We start from the raw sequence: 14,250 nt of genomic DNA on the forward strand, positions 1-14,250 counted from the left end.
GGCGGGTCCTTGTGCTGGGAGGGAGAAGGAGCGCGCGCGGCGGTGGCGGCCTGCGCCGACCGGCCGGCGCGCACGGTGCTCATGCGGCGTTGTCGCGCAACCATGCGTGCACGCCGTGTGTATCGGGCAGGGCGAAGGTCGCCGCGCTGTCGGCGCGGGTGCCGACCAGCACGCTCCAGCCGCCGGCGCGGTTGGCCGCGGCGAAACCGAATTCGTCGGTGAGGTCGTCGCCGACGAACACCGGGCGCCGGCCCTGGAACGGCGGCTGCCGCAGCAGCGTGGTCACCGCCTGGCCCTTGTCGCTGCCCTCGGGCACGAACTCGACCACGTGGTCGCCGGGTTGCAGGCGGTAGCCGGGCAGCGCGTCGATCTGTTCGCGGGCGAAGGCCAGGACGTGGTCGCCGGCGGCCGGCGCGGCGCGCCAGTGCAGCGCCACGCTGGCGCCCTTGTCCTCGATCAGCACGCCGGGATGCGCCTGGCGCAGGTGCGCGGCGCGCTGGTGCAGACCGTGCAGCCACTGCGAGGTGTCGGCGGGCATCGCCGCGCGCGCATTGCCGTCGCTGCGCAGCTCATGGCCGTGCAGGCCGGCGGCGGGCAGCCGCAGCGGCGCGAACAGTGCGTCCAGTTGCGCCAGCGGGCGGCCGCTGACCAGGGCCAGCGCGCCGTGCAGGCGATCGCTGATGCGGCCGATCGCCTCGCGCACCTCCGGCAGCAGGTGCACGCCGTCGGGACGGTCGGCGAAGGCGATGAGGGTGCCGTCCACGTCCAGGAACAATGCGCAGGCATCGTCCAGGCGCGGCGGCGGCGGTCGGAGGGGGGGCGCGTCTGCCATCGGGTCATGATGAACGAGACAGCGTTAGCACTAGGTGGATTGGTCGGGGGCCCGGGAATGGGGAATAGAGAAAGGGGAATAGGAAGAGCAAAGCGAGAGCCAACGCCAGACGGCTGGCTCTGGCTGTGGCTTTTTCCCATTCCCCATTCCCGTTTCCCCATTCCCAACACCTTCGTCAGAAGGTGTACCGCACTCGTCCGTAGTAATAAGCGCCATTGCTGCCGATCGGCGACAGCACGTCGTAGGGCAGGTTGCCGAAGTAGTAGATGTCGGTGTTGGAGCGGTCGGAGTAGTTGTCGGTGAGGTTCTGCCCGCCCAGCGCCACGCTCCATTGCGGGGTGATGCGGTACTCGACCTCGGCGTCGAGTTGCCACTCGGCGCCGTAGGTCTGCCGCGGCACGTAGCCGTCGCCGAAATCGAATACGCGGGTGGCGCTGCCGTAGCGGCTGACCCGAGTCTGCAGCGCCCAGCGGTCGTTGCTCCAATTCGCGGCGAACTGGGCGCGGGTGCGCGGTGCGGCGTCGGTCAGGGTGTTGCTCTCCTCCACGCCGAACAGCACGTAGTCCGGATTCAACGCCAGCAGTTGCGCCGGCGTGGCGACGACGTTCTTCAACTCGGTCTTGGCGTAGCTCCAGGTGCCGGTCAGCTGCAACTGGCCGTTGCCCAGCGCCTGCCGCCAGTTGCTGACCAGTTCGGCGCCGCGGGTGCGGGTGTCGGCGGCGTTGACGAAGAAGCTGGCGCTCTGCAGCCCGGCGACGCCGAAGTTCTGCGCCACGAACGCGGTCAGCGCATCGCCATTGATGTCCTCGGACAGCGCGATGCGGTCGTCGATGTCGATCTGGAACAGGTCCAGCGACAGGTCGAAGTGGTCGCCGATGCGGCTGGTGAAGCCGAGGCTGTAGTTCACCGATTTTTCCGGCTTGAGGTCGCGCGCGCCCAAGGCCTGCGCGATCGGGTTGTTGACCGACAGCAGCCGGCCCTGCAGCAGTTGGCCGGCGGCATCGTAGCCGGTGGAGGTGGCCTCGTAGCCGATCTGGCTCAGCGACGGCGCATGGAAGCTGTTGGAGATCGCGCCGCGCAGCGCGAACGCGGGCACGAATTCGTAGCGCGCGGCCAGCTTGCCGGTCAGTTCGCCGCCGAAGTCCTGGTAGTGCTCGTAGCGCGCGGCCAGGTCGGTGGAGAACTTGTCGCCGAACTGGCTGGACAGGCTGGCGTAGACGCTGGCGACGTTGCGCGACAGGTCGGCCGCGTCCTGCGGGGTCAGCCCGCCGCCGGCCTGGGCGCCGGTGGGCCGGCCGGTGTAGGGGCCGGCGGCGTAGCTGGCCGGGTCGCCGGGGCGGGTGCGGTAGTGCTCGCGGCGGAACTCCACGCCGCTGCCGACGGTGTGGCTGGCGCCGGCGGCGTCGAAGCTGCGGCTCAGGTCCAGGTTGGCCACGCTCTGCTCGAAGGCGTAGTCGCCGGTCTTGAAGCGGGTCGGGCTGCCCGGGCCGAGCGAGGCGTTGAGCGAGTCCTTCAACCGGTAGGTGAAATCGTTGCGGCCGTAGTCGACGCTGGCGTCGTAGGCCCATTCGCCCCACTGGCCGCGCGTGCCGGCCACGCCCTGCAGATCGCGGTTCTCGCCCAGCGACACCGGCCGGTAGCCGTTCGGATAGACCTCGGTCCAGTTGGCGTCGCTGTCGGGGTAGCGGAAATAGTTGGCGCCCTGCGTGTCGCGCTGGTTGTAGGTGCCGAAGAAGTAGAACTCGCTGGTCTGGCCGAACGGCAGCTTGCCGTTGATCCAGGCGTTGAGGTCCTTGCTGGCGCCGTCGCCGAGCACGTAGTTGCGCTTGCCGGCCAGCGCCAGGTTGGCCGGGGTCTGCGCCTCGAACGGCGGGATCTGGTCGTAGCCGGCGCGGTTGGTGCCCTCGCGGTTCTTCAGTTCCAGGCCGACCTTGAAGAAGCCGCCGTCCTCGCCCAGGCGGGTGCCGACCTTGGCGCTGGCGTAGCTGGTCTGGCCGTCGGTGACGGTGCGGTCGATCGGCTTCACGTCGGTGTGGTTGGCGCCGAAGCTGGCCTCCAGCGCGCCGCTGTCCGGATCGTCGTCGAGGATCACGTTGATCACCCCGGCCACCGCGTCCGAGCCGTATTGCGCGCCGGCGCCGTCGCGCAGCACTTCGATGCGCTTGATCGCGCTGACCGGGATCGCGTTGAAGTCGACCGGGGTGGTGCCCTTGCCGATCTTGCTGTCGGTGTTGACCAGCGCCGAGGTGTGGCGGCGCTTGCCGTTGACCAGCACCAGCACCTGGTCCGGCGAGAGCCCGCGCAGCTGCGCGGCGCGGATGTGGTCGGCGCCGCCGGAGTTCGACTGGCGCGGGAAGTTGAACGACGGCAGCAGCGCCTGCAGCGCGCTGCCCAGCTCGCCGTTGACCACGCCGGCCTTGCGGATGTCCTCGGCGCTGAGCACGTCCACCGGCGCGGTGGACTCGAGCACGGTGCGGCCGCTGGCGCGGGTGCCGGTGACGATCACCGTGTCCAGGTTGGTCGCGGTGGCGGGCTCGGCCTGCTGCGCCACGGCCGGGGCGGACAGGGCGAGCGCGATGGCCAGGCTCAGCGGCTTGGCGAACGGGGTCGGCATGGGGGTTCTCTCCTGAAACGGTGACCATGAAGGCCGCCGCACGCGCGGTGGGGGCGGTGCGTGGCGTGCTTGCTGCATCCATCCGGATGAAGCGATATATTATCTTAGCGTTAACGCGACGCCGCGCGGTACCTCCGTTCCGTTCGGCATGACCTCATGCCCGGCGGTTATCGGCGGCGTATTGCCGCCGTCGCCTACCATCGTGTCCCTTCGTTCCCTTCCGTTGCGAGATCCTGCCGATGCTGCTGCGTGCCCCCCTGCTTGCCGCCCTCCTGGCCCTGAGCGCCTGCGCCAGCGTGGCGCCGTCCACCGGCACCGCGCCGGCCGCGGCCAGCGCCACGCTGCAGGGCGATGCCGCGCGGCCCGCGCAGGCCAGCGGCTGGGTGCGCAGCGAGCTGTACTTCGGCGTGGGCGAGGAGAGCGGCCCGGCCGACCGGCCGCAGGCCGAGCCGATCAGCGCCGCGCGCTGGCGCGCGTTCCTGGACAAGGAAGTGACCCCGCGCTTTCCCGACGGCCTGACCGTGTTCGATGCCTACGGCCAATGGCTGTTCCGCGGCGCCAAGGAGCCGAACCGGCTCAACACCAAGGTGCTGGTGATCCTGCACGAGGACACCCCGCAGCGCCGCGCCGACATCGAGGCGATCCGGCTGGCGTGGAAGCAGGCTACCGGGCACCAGTCGGTGCTGTGGGCGCGGCAGGCGGTGGACGTGTCGTTTTGATGGCCGGGATTGGGGAATGGGGAATGGGGAATCGCAAGAGCGTGTCGCTGCGGTGAGTGCCGGGGCGTTCGCGATCAGACCAGGGGACTTGGATGATCCGGCGGTGCGTGGGCTCCTGGAGTACCACCTGCAGCAGATGCATGCGCAGTCGCCGCCGGGCAGCGTGTACGCGCTGGATCTGTCCGGCCTGCGCCAGCCGCGGGTGCGCGTATGGAGCGTGTGGCGCGACGACGCGCTGGCCGCGGTCGGCGCGCTGCGCGTGCTGGACGACGGTGGCGGCGAACTCAAGTCGATGCGCACGCATCCGGCGTTCCTGCGCCAGGGCGCGGCCGCCGCTCTGCTCGAACACGTCATCGCGGTCGCCCGCGCCGAGGGGCTGCAGCGGCTGAGTCTGGAGACCGGCAGCGGTGCCGCGTTCGATGCGGCGCTGGCGCTGTATCGCCGCCGGGGCTTCCGCAACGGACCGGCATTCGGCGATTACGTGCCGAGCGCGTTCAATCAGTTCCTGCATCTGCCGCTGTAGCCGCGCCGCGGCGGCGCCGGCCGGGATGCTGCATCCCCGCACGCGCGCCAATCCGGCCGCGGTGCTTCCATTACCATCCCTTCACACCCCACGCCGCCATCGCCCGCATGCCCAGCACCGCTCCTTCCTCGTCGCGCCCGCGCTGGTTCGTCGCCGGCGATCTCAACGGCTTCTTCGGCCTGGTGGTCGACAACCTGTCGATCCTCGGCTTCATCACCCTGGCCCTGGTCGGCCTGTTCCAGTTCCCGGCCGAGGTGATCTACACGCGGATGATTCCCGGCACCGCGTTCGGCGTGCTGATCGGCAACCTGCTGTACACCTGGATGGCGCGGCGGCTGGCCGCGCGCAGCGGGCGCAGCGACGTCACCGCGATGCCGCTGGGCCTGGACGCGCCGACCAGCATCGGCATGGCCTTGCTGGTGCTCGGTCCGGCCTTCGTGCGCTACAAGCAGCAAGGCCTGGACCCGCAGGCCGCGGCGATCGCCACCTGGCACCTGGGCATGGCCGCGCTGGTGGTGATGGGGCTGCTGAAGACCGTGCTGTCGTTCTTCGGCGATGCGGTCACCCGCGCCTTGCCGCGCGCGGCGCTGCTCGGCTCGATCGCCGGCATCGCGCTGGTGCTGATGGGCTTCCTGCCATTGCTGGAAACCTTGCGCGCGCCGCTGGTGGGCCTGCTCGTGCTGGGCCTGCTGCTGTACGTGCTGATCGCCAAGGGCCGCTTGCCGTACGGACTGCCGGGGGTGCCCGTGGCGCTGGTACTCGGCACCGGCCTGTACTACTGGTCGAACGCGGCCGGGTTCGGCATCCCCGGCTACCAGGCGCCGCAGTGGGTGGCGCCGCACCTGGTGCTGCCATGGCCGAGCCTGGGCTTCGTCGCCGGCCTGGCCGACACCGTGCCGCTGCTGCCGCTGCTGCTGCCGTTCGGCCTGTTGATGGTGGTCGGTGGCATCAACGTCAGCGAGAGCGCGCGCGCCGCCGGCGACGACTACCGCACCCGCGACATCCTGCTGGTCGAGGCGGTGGCGACCCTGGTCGCCGGCGTCTGCGGCGGCGTCGCCCAGACCACGCCGTACATCGGCCAGCCCGCGTACAAGCACATGGGCGCGCGCAGCGGCTATACGCTGCTGACCGGGTTGTTCATCGGCCTGGGCGGCATGCTCGGCCTGGTCGCCGGGCTGGTGCAATGGCTGCCGCTGGCGGTGCTGGCGCCGATCATCGTGTACGTGGCCATCGACATCACCACCCAGGCGTTCCAGGCCACGCCCAAGCGCCATGCCGGGGCGATGGTGCTGGGCTTCCTGCCATCGGTGGCCTACCTGCTGGCGATCAAGGCGCCCGGCTGGATCCCGCCGGACAAGCTGGCCGCATTGACCACCGCGCTGGACGGCCACGGGCTGCCGGAACTGGCGGTGATCTTCACCCTGGGCAATGGCTTCATCATCACCGCGATGCTGTGGACCGCGGCGGTGGCGGCGATGGTGGACGGGCGCATGCGCCGCGCCGCGGCGTTCCTGCTGGTGGCGGCCGGGCTGACCCTGTTCGGCCTGATCCACTCGGTGGATCCGCGCGGCGGCATCTACCTGCCGTGGACGCTGAGCGGCCTGCCCAAGCTGATCGCCTGGCAGTTCGCCGGCGGCTACCTGGCGCTGGCCGCGCTGCTGGGGCTGTTGTCGCTGCAGAAACCGCGTGCGGTGCTGGTGGAGTGATGGGCGATACTGCGCGCCGAGAACAGCGGCCAGCAGCAGGAGATGCGCATGCGCAGGAGCGGAATGGGGCGGGGGCTGGTGCTGGCGATCGCGCTGGGGTGGTTGCCGCAGGCCGGGGCGGTGTCGTTCGACTGCGCCAAGGCCGCCACTGCGGTCGAGCGCTTGCTGTGCAGCGACAAGCGCCTGGCTGCGCCGGACGAAGCCTTGGCGCAACGCTACGCGGACTTGCTCGCGGTGGTGCCTAGCGCGCAGCGGGCGCAGGCGCGTGGCGCGCAACAGGCGTGGTTGGCGCAGCGCGGGCAGTGCCTGGCCGAACCCGATCCCGGCGACTGCCTGGAGCGCAGGATCGAGGCGCGCGAGAAGGCGTTGGATGCGGAATTCGCGCTCGCGGCGGCGCGCTTCGACGCCGTCGTCGCGCGCATTCCGAGCGCTCCGGCCGCCGCTGCCGCGCAGTTGCGCACCTACGACGGCGGCCTGGCCTCGGCATGGCTGGTGTACCTGCATCGCTTCGTGCCGGCGGCCGGGGTCGGGGCGTCCGAGGCGCGTGCGCGCTTCGTCGCTGCCAGCGACACGTTACGCCGGCTGGATCCGGTGGCTGCCGGAATGCTCGACACTGCCGAGCCAGCCGATCGACACGCCGCGGAAGCGCGCGATCTGACCCTGCTGCGGCTGTGGATCGAACGCAGCGGCTACCGTGTGGACGCCAGCACGCGTCCTGACGCGCGTGCCTACGTGCATTGTTTCGTGTTCGCACAACAGGGCAAGGCCGCTTACGACGCGATGGGGCCGTTGTACGGGTCCAGCCGCGATCTCGATGCCCCGATCTGCGCGCCGCAGCCGGGCCTGTTCGATCAGCCGGCGTGGAAACAGCTTTATCAGGCATTCGCCAGTCTGATCGAGAAGGCCTCCGAGGAGGCCGGCTCGATGCGCTATGCGGATTTCGCAGGATGGCGCGTGCTCTCCTTGCAGGCCACGCAGTCGCCATCGCTGTTTCTGCAGCGGCCGCAAGACGCGGAACCCCGGCGCGACCCGGCAGCGGCGATCGCCGGCTGGCACGATGCGGCGCGTTGGCCGCCAGCGGATCGCGAGGCGGCGCTGTCGGCCTTGCAGTCAGCGCGCGCGGCGACGGCGCGCTGGCTGGTCGAACACAAGGCGATGCCGCAGGCGCAGGCCGAGCACGTCGCCGCGGCCATCGTGGCCGATTGGGTGGAGGCGCGCATCGCCTTCGGCGAAGGGGCCACTGGCTAGAGAGTGGGGACACGCCCCAGTGGCGCACGGCCTGCGTGCGGTGGCACCGCGCGTCGAGGCTGAACGCCGACCGTCCCGTGTTGGAACCGTCGGCGGGCGCGGTGGTCACACCTGCCACTGTTCAACGGAGAACCGGACACCATGCAGCCGCGTCAGTCGTTCTGGCCCTGGATCCTGGTCGCTGTGCTGGTCGGCGCTGCCGCGGTGTGGCTGTTCCGCGACAACCTGAGCGCGTTGCTGCCTGGCGCCGCGCCTGCGCCCGTCGCAGTGGCGCCGGCCGCTACGCCACCCCCGGCACCGCCGCCTCCACCGCCTGCGTCGAGCGCGTCGGGTGCGCCACCGATCCAGCATCCGATCGATCCCGCCGCCGCCGACGCGGCGATCCCGGCGCTGGCCGACAGCGACGCCGCCGCCTGGGATGCCCTGGCGGGGCTGGCCGGCGGCGACGCGCCACTGGCGCTGCTGCTCCGCGACCACCTGATCCAGCGCGCGGTGACCATGATCGACAACCTGCCGCAGCGTCGCGTCGCTGCGCGCAGCCTGGCGCTGAAGCCGGTGCCCGGGCAGTTGTCGCTGACCACCGACGCCGCCGGCGCCAGCACCATCGCCGAGGCCAACGCGCAGCGCTACGCGCCCTACGTGCAGGCCTTCACCCACGCCGATGCCGACGCCATCGTCGCCGCGTATCGGCGGTTCTATCCCTTGTTCCAGCAGGCCTACGTGGAACTGGGCTATCCGCAGGGCTACTTCAACGACCGCCTGGTGCAGGTGATCGACCATCTGCTGCAGGCGCCGCCGGCCGTGGCCGCGCCGGCGGTGGTGCTGGATGCGCGCACCGGCAAGTACCGCTTCGTCGATCCGGCGCTGGAGTCGCTGTCGGTGGGGCAGAAGGCGCTGCTGCGGCTGGGACCGGCGCAGGACGAGGCGGTGCGCAAGCAATTGCAGGCGATCCGTGTGGCGCTGACGCGGACCTGAGCGGTCGTGCGAGACGGTAGGGACAAGCGAGGCGCACCGCTCGCCTTTGTAGGAGTCAACTGTCATGCAGCAGCGATGACGGGAGGCGCGTAAGAAGCCTGATCGCGCGCGATGGCATTGAGCCAGCGTAGGTACTTGTGCATGCAGGCGACGATGGCGACCTTGGCCGGTTTGCCGGCCGCTTGCAGGCGCGCATAGGTTTGGGCCAAGGGGGATTTGGCGCGGATGCTGGCCCAGGTGGCCATGTACAGCGCGCGGCGCACGTCGCTGCGCCCGCCTTTGATGCGGCGCTGGCCTTGCCAGCGGCCGCTGTCGTGATTGAACGGCGCCAGCCCGACCAGGGCGGCCAGCTTGCGCGGCGGCAGCGTTCCCAGTTCCGGCAGGCGTGCGGCCAGGGTGGCGCGCAGGATCGGCCCCAGCCCCGGCACCTTGGGCAGGGTCGAACACGCGTCGGCCTGCTGCTGAAGGTCTCGCTTCAGCGCATCGCTCTGCCGCTTCAGTAGGTCGATCGCTTCCTGGCAGTGGCGCCGCACCTCCGGGCTGGTGATGTGCTCCAGACGCCGCCGCAGGGCGTCGTGCTGGCCGACCAGAGCATTGCGCAGATCCAGCAGTTCGCGCAGGTGCTGCAGGTGCTCGGGCAACACGTCCGTCGGGGGGGCCACAATGGCTTGGGCTGTCACGGCCAACAGACGCGCGTCCAGGGCGTCGGTCTTGGCCTTGATGCCCAGCGCCTTGGCCAACGCACGTGGGCGCTGCGCACACATCCGCACCGCCGGCAGGTTGGCCTGCCGCAGCGTCCGCAGCACCTCATGTTCGTAGCCGCCGCTGGCTTCCAGCACGATCCGTTCGCACTCCAGCCTCGCCAGACGCTGGACCAGCTCAACGCGCCCTTGCGGCGTGTTGGGCTGGGTCCAGGCCAGTCCGTCCGGCAGCACATGAATGACCAGTTCGGCCTTGGCAACATCGATCCCGACAAAGCGCCGCATAGACGTTCTCCGCAGTAGACTTAGGGTCGAGAGCGCTCCTGCCAATGCCCAGGCTTGTGATGTTCGAGCTCCCGGCTCAGGCAACTGTTCGGGCTTGTCAGGCAGGAGAACCGGGGTGCGGCGGCACTGACTCCTACTCGTGCTCGCTTGGCACTGCGGCTTAACGGCCTGCCGCACCCCGCTCTCACCTTCAACGATAGACCCTCTTTTGACACAAGCGGCTTCAGCCGCGACAAGGTTCATCCGGAGCAGCTGTCGCGGCTGAAGCCGCTCCTGCATCGATCAAGCCTCAACGAGGCGGCGCATGACGGCGAACGTGCGCGATCTTGCGTCCATGCCTCAGTGCTGCAGCAGCGCTCACCCATCCAACTCCGGGTAATGGCGGAAGACGCCGTTGTCGTTGAACGGCAGGCGCCGCTCCGACGCCAGGTACGCCGCGATGGCTGGACGTTCGGACACCCGCTGCTGCAGCGCGCGCAGTTGCGGCAGCTTCGGCGAGAGCTTCTTCATGGCGGCAGGGAACGCGTAGTCCAGCCCGCTCATCAGTTGGAACAGCGACAGGTCCACGTACGAGTGTTCGCGCAATGCATGGCGGCCGCCGCCCTGGCGCATCACCTGTTCGAAGTAGCCGAGGAACTTGGGCAGCCGCTGCCTGCGCAGGTCCTCGGCGCGGCGCCGCGCCTCCGGCTGCTGGTCCTCGTAGTACAGCGCGCTGCCGATGGGGTGGTGGCTGTCGTGGATCTCGGTCACCAGGTCGGCGATGGTGAGCTGCAATTGCAGCGCCTGCAGGCGCCGCGACTCGCTGTCCGGCACCAGTCCCAGCGAGGGGCCCAGGGAGTGCAGGATGTTGGCGACCTGCGCGATCACCAGCCGCCCGGCCTTCAGGAACGGCGGCGCGAACGGCCGCGCGCCCGGCTGCTCGCCGTCGAGGAAGGGCTGCATGACCGCGTCGCCTTCCTCGCGGGCGACGTCGCGGTAGGCCGCGCCGGCATCCTCCAGCGCCAGCCGCACGAACTCGCCGCGGCCCTGGATGCCGGTCCAGTAATAGAGGTCGTAGTGCATGGCGGCTCCTGTGCGGATGGATCGGAACCGCCGAGCGTAGGCGGCGCACCGGTAGCGGCGTGTGACCGCAATGCGACCGGACGCGACAGGCCGGGGAGCGGACGGCCGATGCCGCCGGCGCAGTCCTCTTGCGGGGCGGTACCGCGCGGCTTGGGATGGCCCGCGTGGCGCCGGTTCGCGTTTCGCCGTCACCCGTGGCCGCCGCCCGCGGAGTCGTCGATCCGCCCGTCGCAGCGGGATACAGGCGCCCAGGCGGCCTTGAAACATGCCGCGGCAACCGCATCTGACTAGCATGCCGGCGCGGCCGGCCCTTCATTCAGAGGAACTTCCCGATGCGGATGGACAAGCTCACCTCGCGCTTCCAGCAGGCCCTGGCCGACGCGCAGTCGCTGGCCGTGGGCCGCGACCACACCATCATCGAGCCGGTGCACGTGTTCGTGGCGCTTCTCGACCAAGCCGGCGGCAGCACCCGGCCGCTGCTGGCGCAGGCCGGCGTCAACGTACCGGTGCTGCGCGAGCGCCTCGGCGAGGCGCTGGACAAGCTGCCCAAGGTCAGCGGCCAGCCCGGCAACCTGTCGATGGGCAACGACCTCAGTCGCCTGCTCAACCAGACCGACAAGCTGGCGCAGCAGCACAACGACCAGTTCATCGCCAGCGAGTGGTTCGTGCTGGCCGCCGCCGACGACGGCGGTGCGCTGGGCCTGGCGCTGCGCGCCGCCGGCGCCGACAAGAAGAAGCTCGAGGCCGCCATCGACAAGCTGCGCGGCGGCGAGACCGTGCAGTCGGAGAACGCCGAGGAACAGCGCCAGGCGCTGGAGAAGTACACCATCGACCTCACCGCGCGCGCCGAGAGCGGCAAGCTCGATCCGGTGATCGGCCGCGACGAGGAAATCCGCCGCACCATCCAGGTGCTGCAGCGGCGCACCAAGAACAACCCGGTGCTGATCGGCGAGCCCGGCGTCGGCAAGACCGCCATCGTCGAGGGCCTGGCCCAGCGCATCGTCAACGGCGAGGTGCCGGAAGGCCTGCGCGGCAAGCGCGTGCTGTCGCTTGACATGGGCGCGCTGATCGCCGGCGCCAAGTTCCGCGGCGAGTTCGAGGAGCGGCTCAAGGGCGTGCTCAACGACCTGTCCAAGAACGAAGGCCAGATCATCCTGTTCATCGACGAACTGCACACCATGGTCGGCGCCGGCAAGGCCGATGGCGCCATGGACGCGGGCAACATGCTCAAGCCGGCGCTGGCGCGCGGCGAGCTGCACTGCATCGGCGCCACCACCCTGGACGAGTACCGCAAGTACATCGAGAAGGACGCGGCGCTGGAGCGGCGCTTCCAGAAGGTGTTCGTCGGCGAGCCGACGGTGGAGGACACCATCGCCATCCTGCGCGGGCTCAAGGAGCGCTACGCGGTGCACCACGGCGTGGAGATCACCGACCCGGCGATCGTCGCCGCGGCCACCCTGTCCAACCGCTACATCACCGACCGCCAGCTGCCGGACAAGGCCATCGACCTGATGGACGAGGCGGCCAGCCGCATCCGCATGGAGATCGACTCCAAGCCGGAGGAACTGGACCGCCTGGAGCGGCGCCTGATTCAGCTCAAGATCCAGCGCGAGATGCTGAAGAAGGAGAAGGACGAGGCCTCGCGGCAGCGCCTGGCCGACCTGGAAAGCGACATCGACAAGCTCGAGCGCGAGTTTTCCGACCTGGACGAGGTCTGGAAGTCGGAGAAGGCGGCGCTGCAGGGCGCGACCCGGATCAAGGAGCAGATCGAGCAGGCGCGGGTCGAGCTGGAGGCGGCGCAGCGGCGCCAGGACTACGCCAAGATGAGCGAGATCCAGTACGGCCTGCTGCCGAACCTGGAGAAGCAGCTGGCCGCGGCCAACGAGGCCGAACAGCACGACTTCAAGCTGGTGCAGGACCGCGTCACCGCCGAAGAGATCGCCGAGGTGGTGTCGCGCTGGACCGGCATCCCGGTCAACAAGATGCTCGAGGGCGAGCGCGACAAGCTGCTGCGCATGGAGGACGAACTGCACCGGCGCGTGGTCGGCCAGGAAGAGGCGATCAAGGTGGTGTCCGACGCGGTGCGCCGCTCGCGCGCCGGCCTGTCCGACCCGAACCGGCCCAGCGGCTCGTTTCTGTTCCTCGGCCCGACTGGCGTCGGCAAGACCGAGCTGTGCAAGGCGCTGGCCGAGTTCCTGTTCGACAGCAGCGAGGCGATGATCCGCATCGACATGAGCGAGTTCATGGAGAAGCATTCGGTGGCGCGGCTGATCGGCGCGCCTCCGGGCTACGTCGGTTACGAGGAAGGCGGCTACCTCACCGAGGCGGTGCGGCGCCGGTCGTACTCGCTGATCCTGCTCGACGAGGTCGAGAAGGCGCACAGCGACGTGTTCAACATCCTGCTGCAGGTGCTCGACGACGGCCGCCTCACCGACGGCCAGGGCCGCACCGTGGACTTCCGCAACACCGTCATCGTGATGACCTCCAACCTGGGCTCGCACCAGATCCAGGAGCTGTCCGGCGACGGCAGCGCCGAGGCCTACACGCAGATGAAGGCGGCGGTGATGGGCGTGGTGCAGGCGCATTTCCGCCCGGAGTTCATCAACCGTCTGGACGACATCGTGGTGTTCCATCCGCTGGACAAGGCGCAGATCACCTCGATCGCGCGCATCCAGCTGCACGGCCTGGAAAAGCGCCTGGCCGAGCGCGGGCTGAAGATCGAACTGGGCGCGCGCGCGCTGGAGCTGCTCGGCAACGTCGGCTTCGACCCGGTGTACGGCGCGCGGCCGCTGAAGCGCGCGATCCAGTCGCAGCTGGAGAACCCGCTGGCGCAGCAGATCCTGTCCGGCCAGTTCCTCAGCGGCGACACCATCAAGGTCGAGGCCGAGGGCGGCAAGCTGGTGTTCGAGAAGGCGTGATGGATTCCGTCACGCCGACGCCGCAGGCGCGCACCGCCGCGCCTGCGGCGCGCGCGTTGTTGATCGACATGGACGGCGTGCTGCGGCTGTGGCCCGACGACGACGCGGAACTGGAGCGAGCGCACGGCGTGCCGCCCGGCAGCTTGCGCGCGGTGGCGTTCGCGCCGGCGCTGCTGGAGCCGGCGATCCGCGGGACGACCAGCGACACGCACTGGCGGGCCGAGGTGGCCGCGCGCATCAAGGCGCTGGCGCCGGATGCGGACGCCGTCGCGCTGGTCGCCGCATGGTCCGCGCCGGCGGCGGCGCTCCTCAACCCGCCGGTGCTGGCGCTGCTGCGGGAAGTGCGTCGGCGCATGCCGGTGGTGTTGCTGAGCAACGCCACCTCGCGCCTGCAGCACGACCTGGAAGCGCTCGGCATCGCCGATGCGTTCGATGCGGTGGTGAACTCCAGCGAGGTCGGCGCGATCAAACCGGAGCCGGCGATCTTCGCGCATGCGCTGGCGCAGCTCGGCGTGGCGGCGGACGCGGCCTTGTTCGTCGACGATGCGGCGATCAACGTCGAAGCGGCGCGTGCCCTGGGCCTGCGCGCCGAGCGCTATGTCGATGCCGAGGCGTTGCGCGCCTGGCTGCTCGCCCATGGTGCGCTCGGCGACGATTGAGCCTGCAT

Annotated in this window: 11 protein-coding genes; 7 read left to right on the plus strand and 4 right to left on the minus strand. The window is 70.1% G+C overall.

The window, feature by feature from the left end; all coding sequences use genetic code 11:
* Nucleotides 1-79: 79 nt before the first annotated feature.
* Both otsB and AB3X07_RS06275 read right to left on the minus strand, forming a co-directional pair.
* A complete protein-coding gene (gene otsB, locus AB3X07_RS06270) occupies nt 80-832 on the minus strand; it encodes a trehalose-phosphatase (protein ID WP_369943576.1) in 753 nt (250 codons plus the stop codon).
* Nucleotides 833-1,007: 175 nt separating this feature from the next.
* A complete protein-coding gene (locus AB3X07_RS06275) occupies nt 1,008-3,446 on the minus strand; it encodes a TonB-dependent receptor plug domain-containing protein (protein ID WP_369943577.1) in 2,439 nt (812 codons plus the stop codon).
* 239 nt (nt 3,447-3,685) lie between these two features.
* On the opposite strand from AB3X07_RS06275, the gene AB3X07_RS06280 reads away from it, so the two are divergent.
* The 5 genes from AB3X07_RS06280 (at nt 3,686) to AB3X07_RS06300 (ending at nt 8,617) form a co-directional block, all read left to right on the plus strand.
* Nucleotides 3,686-4,165 carry a DUF3574 domain-containing protein gene (locus AB3X07_RS06280; protein ID WP_369943578.1) on the plus strand — a complete coding sequence of 160 codons (480 nt, stop codon included), beginning with the start codon at nt 3,686-3,688 and terminating at the stop codon, nt 4,163-4,165.
* Between the two features lie 103 nt (nt 4,166-4,268).
* Entirely contained in the window at nt 4,269-4,688 is a 420-nt protein-coding gene (locus AB3X07_RS06285; RefSeq protein ID WP_369943579.1) for a GNAT family N-acetyltransferase, read from the plus strand.
* 107 nt (nt 4,689-4,795) lie between these two features.
* A complete protein-coding gene (locus AB3X07_RS06290; protein ID WP_369943580.1) occupies nt 4,796-6,394 on the plus strand; it encodes a hypothetical protein in 1,599 nt (532 codons plus the stop codon).
* Nucleotides 6,395-6,442: 48 nt separating this feature from the next.
* The gene (locus AB3X07_RS06295) at nt 6,443-7,642 is read left to right on the plus strand and encodes a lysozyme inhibitor LprI family protein (RefSeq protein ID WP_369943582.1); all 1,200 of its coding nucleotides are present in this window, start codon (nt 6,443-6,445) and stop codon (nt 7,640-7,642) included.
* 141 nt (nt 7,643-7,783) lie between these two features.
* Nucleotides 7,784-8,617 carry a DUF3014 domain-containing protein gene (locus AB3X07_RS06300; RefSeq protein WP_369943583.1) on the plus strand — a complete coding sequence of 278 codons (834 nt, stop codon included), beginning with the start codon at nt 7,784-7,786 and terminating at the stop codon, nt 8,615-8,617.
* A gap of 62 nt (nt 8,618-8,679) precedes the next feature.
* Here AB3X07_RS06300 and AB3X07_RS06305 read toward each other — a convergent pair whose 3' ends face one another.
* Together AB3X07_RS06305 and AB3X07_RS06310 are read right to left on the minus strand one after the other, a co-directional pair.
* A complete protein-coding gene (locus AB3X07_RS06305) occupies nt 8,680-9,603 on the minus strand; it encodes an IS110 family transposase (protein WP_369938742.1) in 924 nt (307 codons plus the stop codon).
* 357 nt (nt 9,604-9,960) lie between these two features.
* Nucleotides 9,961-10,665, minus strand: a complete 705-nt coding sequence (locus AB3X07_RS06310) for a glutathione S-transferase (RefSeq protein ID WP_369943584.1) — start codon at nt 10,663-10,665, stop codon at nt 9,961-9,963.
* Nucleotides 10,666-10,997: 332 nt separating this feature from the next.
* On the opposite strand from AB3X07_RS06310, the gene clpB reads away from it, so the two are divergent.
* Entirely contained in the window at nt 10,998-13,583 is a 2,586-nt protein-coding gene (clpB, locus tag AB3X07_RS06315) for an ATP-dependent chaperone ClpB (RefSeq protein ID WP_369943585.1), read from the plus strand.
* Nucleotides 13,583-14,242: an HAD-IA family hydrolase gene (locus tag AB3X07_RS06320; protein ID WP_369943586.1), complete on the plus strand. Its 660-nt coding sequence runs from the start codon at nt 13,583-13,585 to the stop codon at nt 14,240-14,242. The genes clpB and AB3X07_RS06320 overlap by 1 nt, the downstream gene beginning before the upstream one ends.
* The last annotated feature ends 8 nt before the right edge of the window (nt 14,243-14,250 follow it).

Source organism: Xanthomonas sp. DAR 35659, from assembly GCF_041242975.1.
Classification (GTDB): Bacteria; Pseudomonadota; Gammaproteobacteria; order Xanthomonadales; family Xanthomonadaceae; genus Xanthomonas_A; species Xanthomonas_A medicagonis.

Excerpts from the sequence above, each read along its gene's own strand:
- otsB (WP_369943576.1), bottom strand. The coding sequence starts at position 832 with ATGGCAGACGCGCCCCCCCTCCGACCGCCGCCGCCGCGCCTGGACGAT.
- AB3X07_RS06275 (WP_369943577.1), bottom strand. The coding sequence starts at position 3,446 with ATGCCGACCCCGTTCGCCAAGCCGCTGAGCCTGGCCATCGCGCTCGCC.
- AB3X07_RS06280 (WP_369943578.1), top strand. The coding sequence starts at position 3,686 with ATGCTGCTGCGTGCCCCCCTGCTTGCCGCCCTCCTGGCCCTGAGCGCC.
- AB3X07_RS06290 (WP_369943580.1), top strand. The coding sequence starts at position 4,796 with ATGCCCAGCACCGCTCCTTCCTCGTCGCGCCCGCGCTGGTTCGTCGCC.
- AB3X07_RS06295 (WP_369943582.1), top strand. The coding sequence starts at position 6,443 with ATGCGCAGGAGCGGAATGGGGCGGGGGCTGGTGCTGGCGATCGCGCTG.
- AB3X07_RS06300 (WP_369943583.1), top strand. The coding sequence starts at position 7,784 with ATGCAGCCGCGTCAGTCGTTCTGGCCCTGGATCCTGGTCGCTGTGCTG.
- AB3X07_RS06305 (WP_369938742.1), bottom strand. The coding sequence starts at position 9,603 with ATGCGGCGCTTTGTCGGGATCGATGTTGCCAAGGCCGAACTGGTCATT.
- AB3X07_RS06310 (WP_369943584.1), bottom strand. The coding sequence starts at position 10,665 with ATGCACTACGACCTCTATTACTGGACCGGCATCCAGGGCCGCGGCGAG.
- clpB (WP_369943585.1), top strand. The coding sequence starts at position 10,998 with ATGCGGATGGACAAGCTCACCTCGCGCTTCCAGCAGGCCCTGGCCGAC.
- AB3X07_RS06320 (WP_369943586.1), top strand. The coding sequence starts at position 13,583 with ATGGATTCCGTCACGCCGACGCCGCAGGCGCGCACCGCCGCGCCTGCG.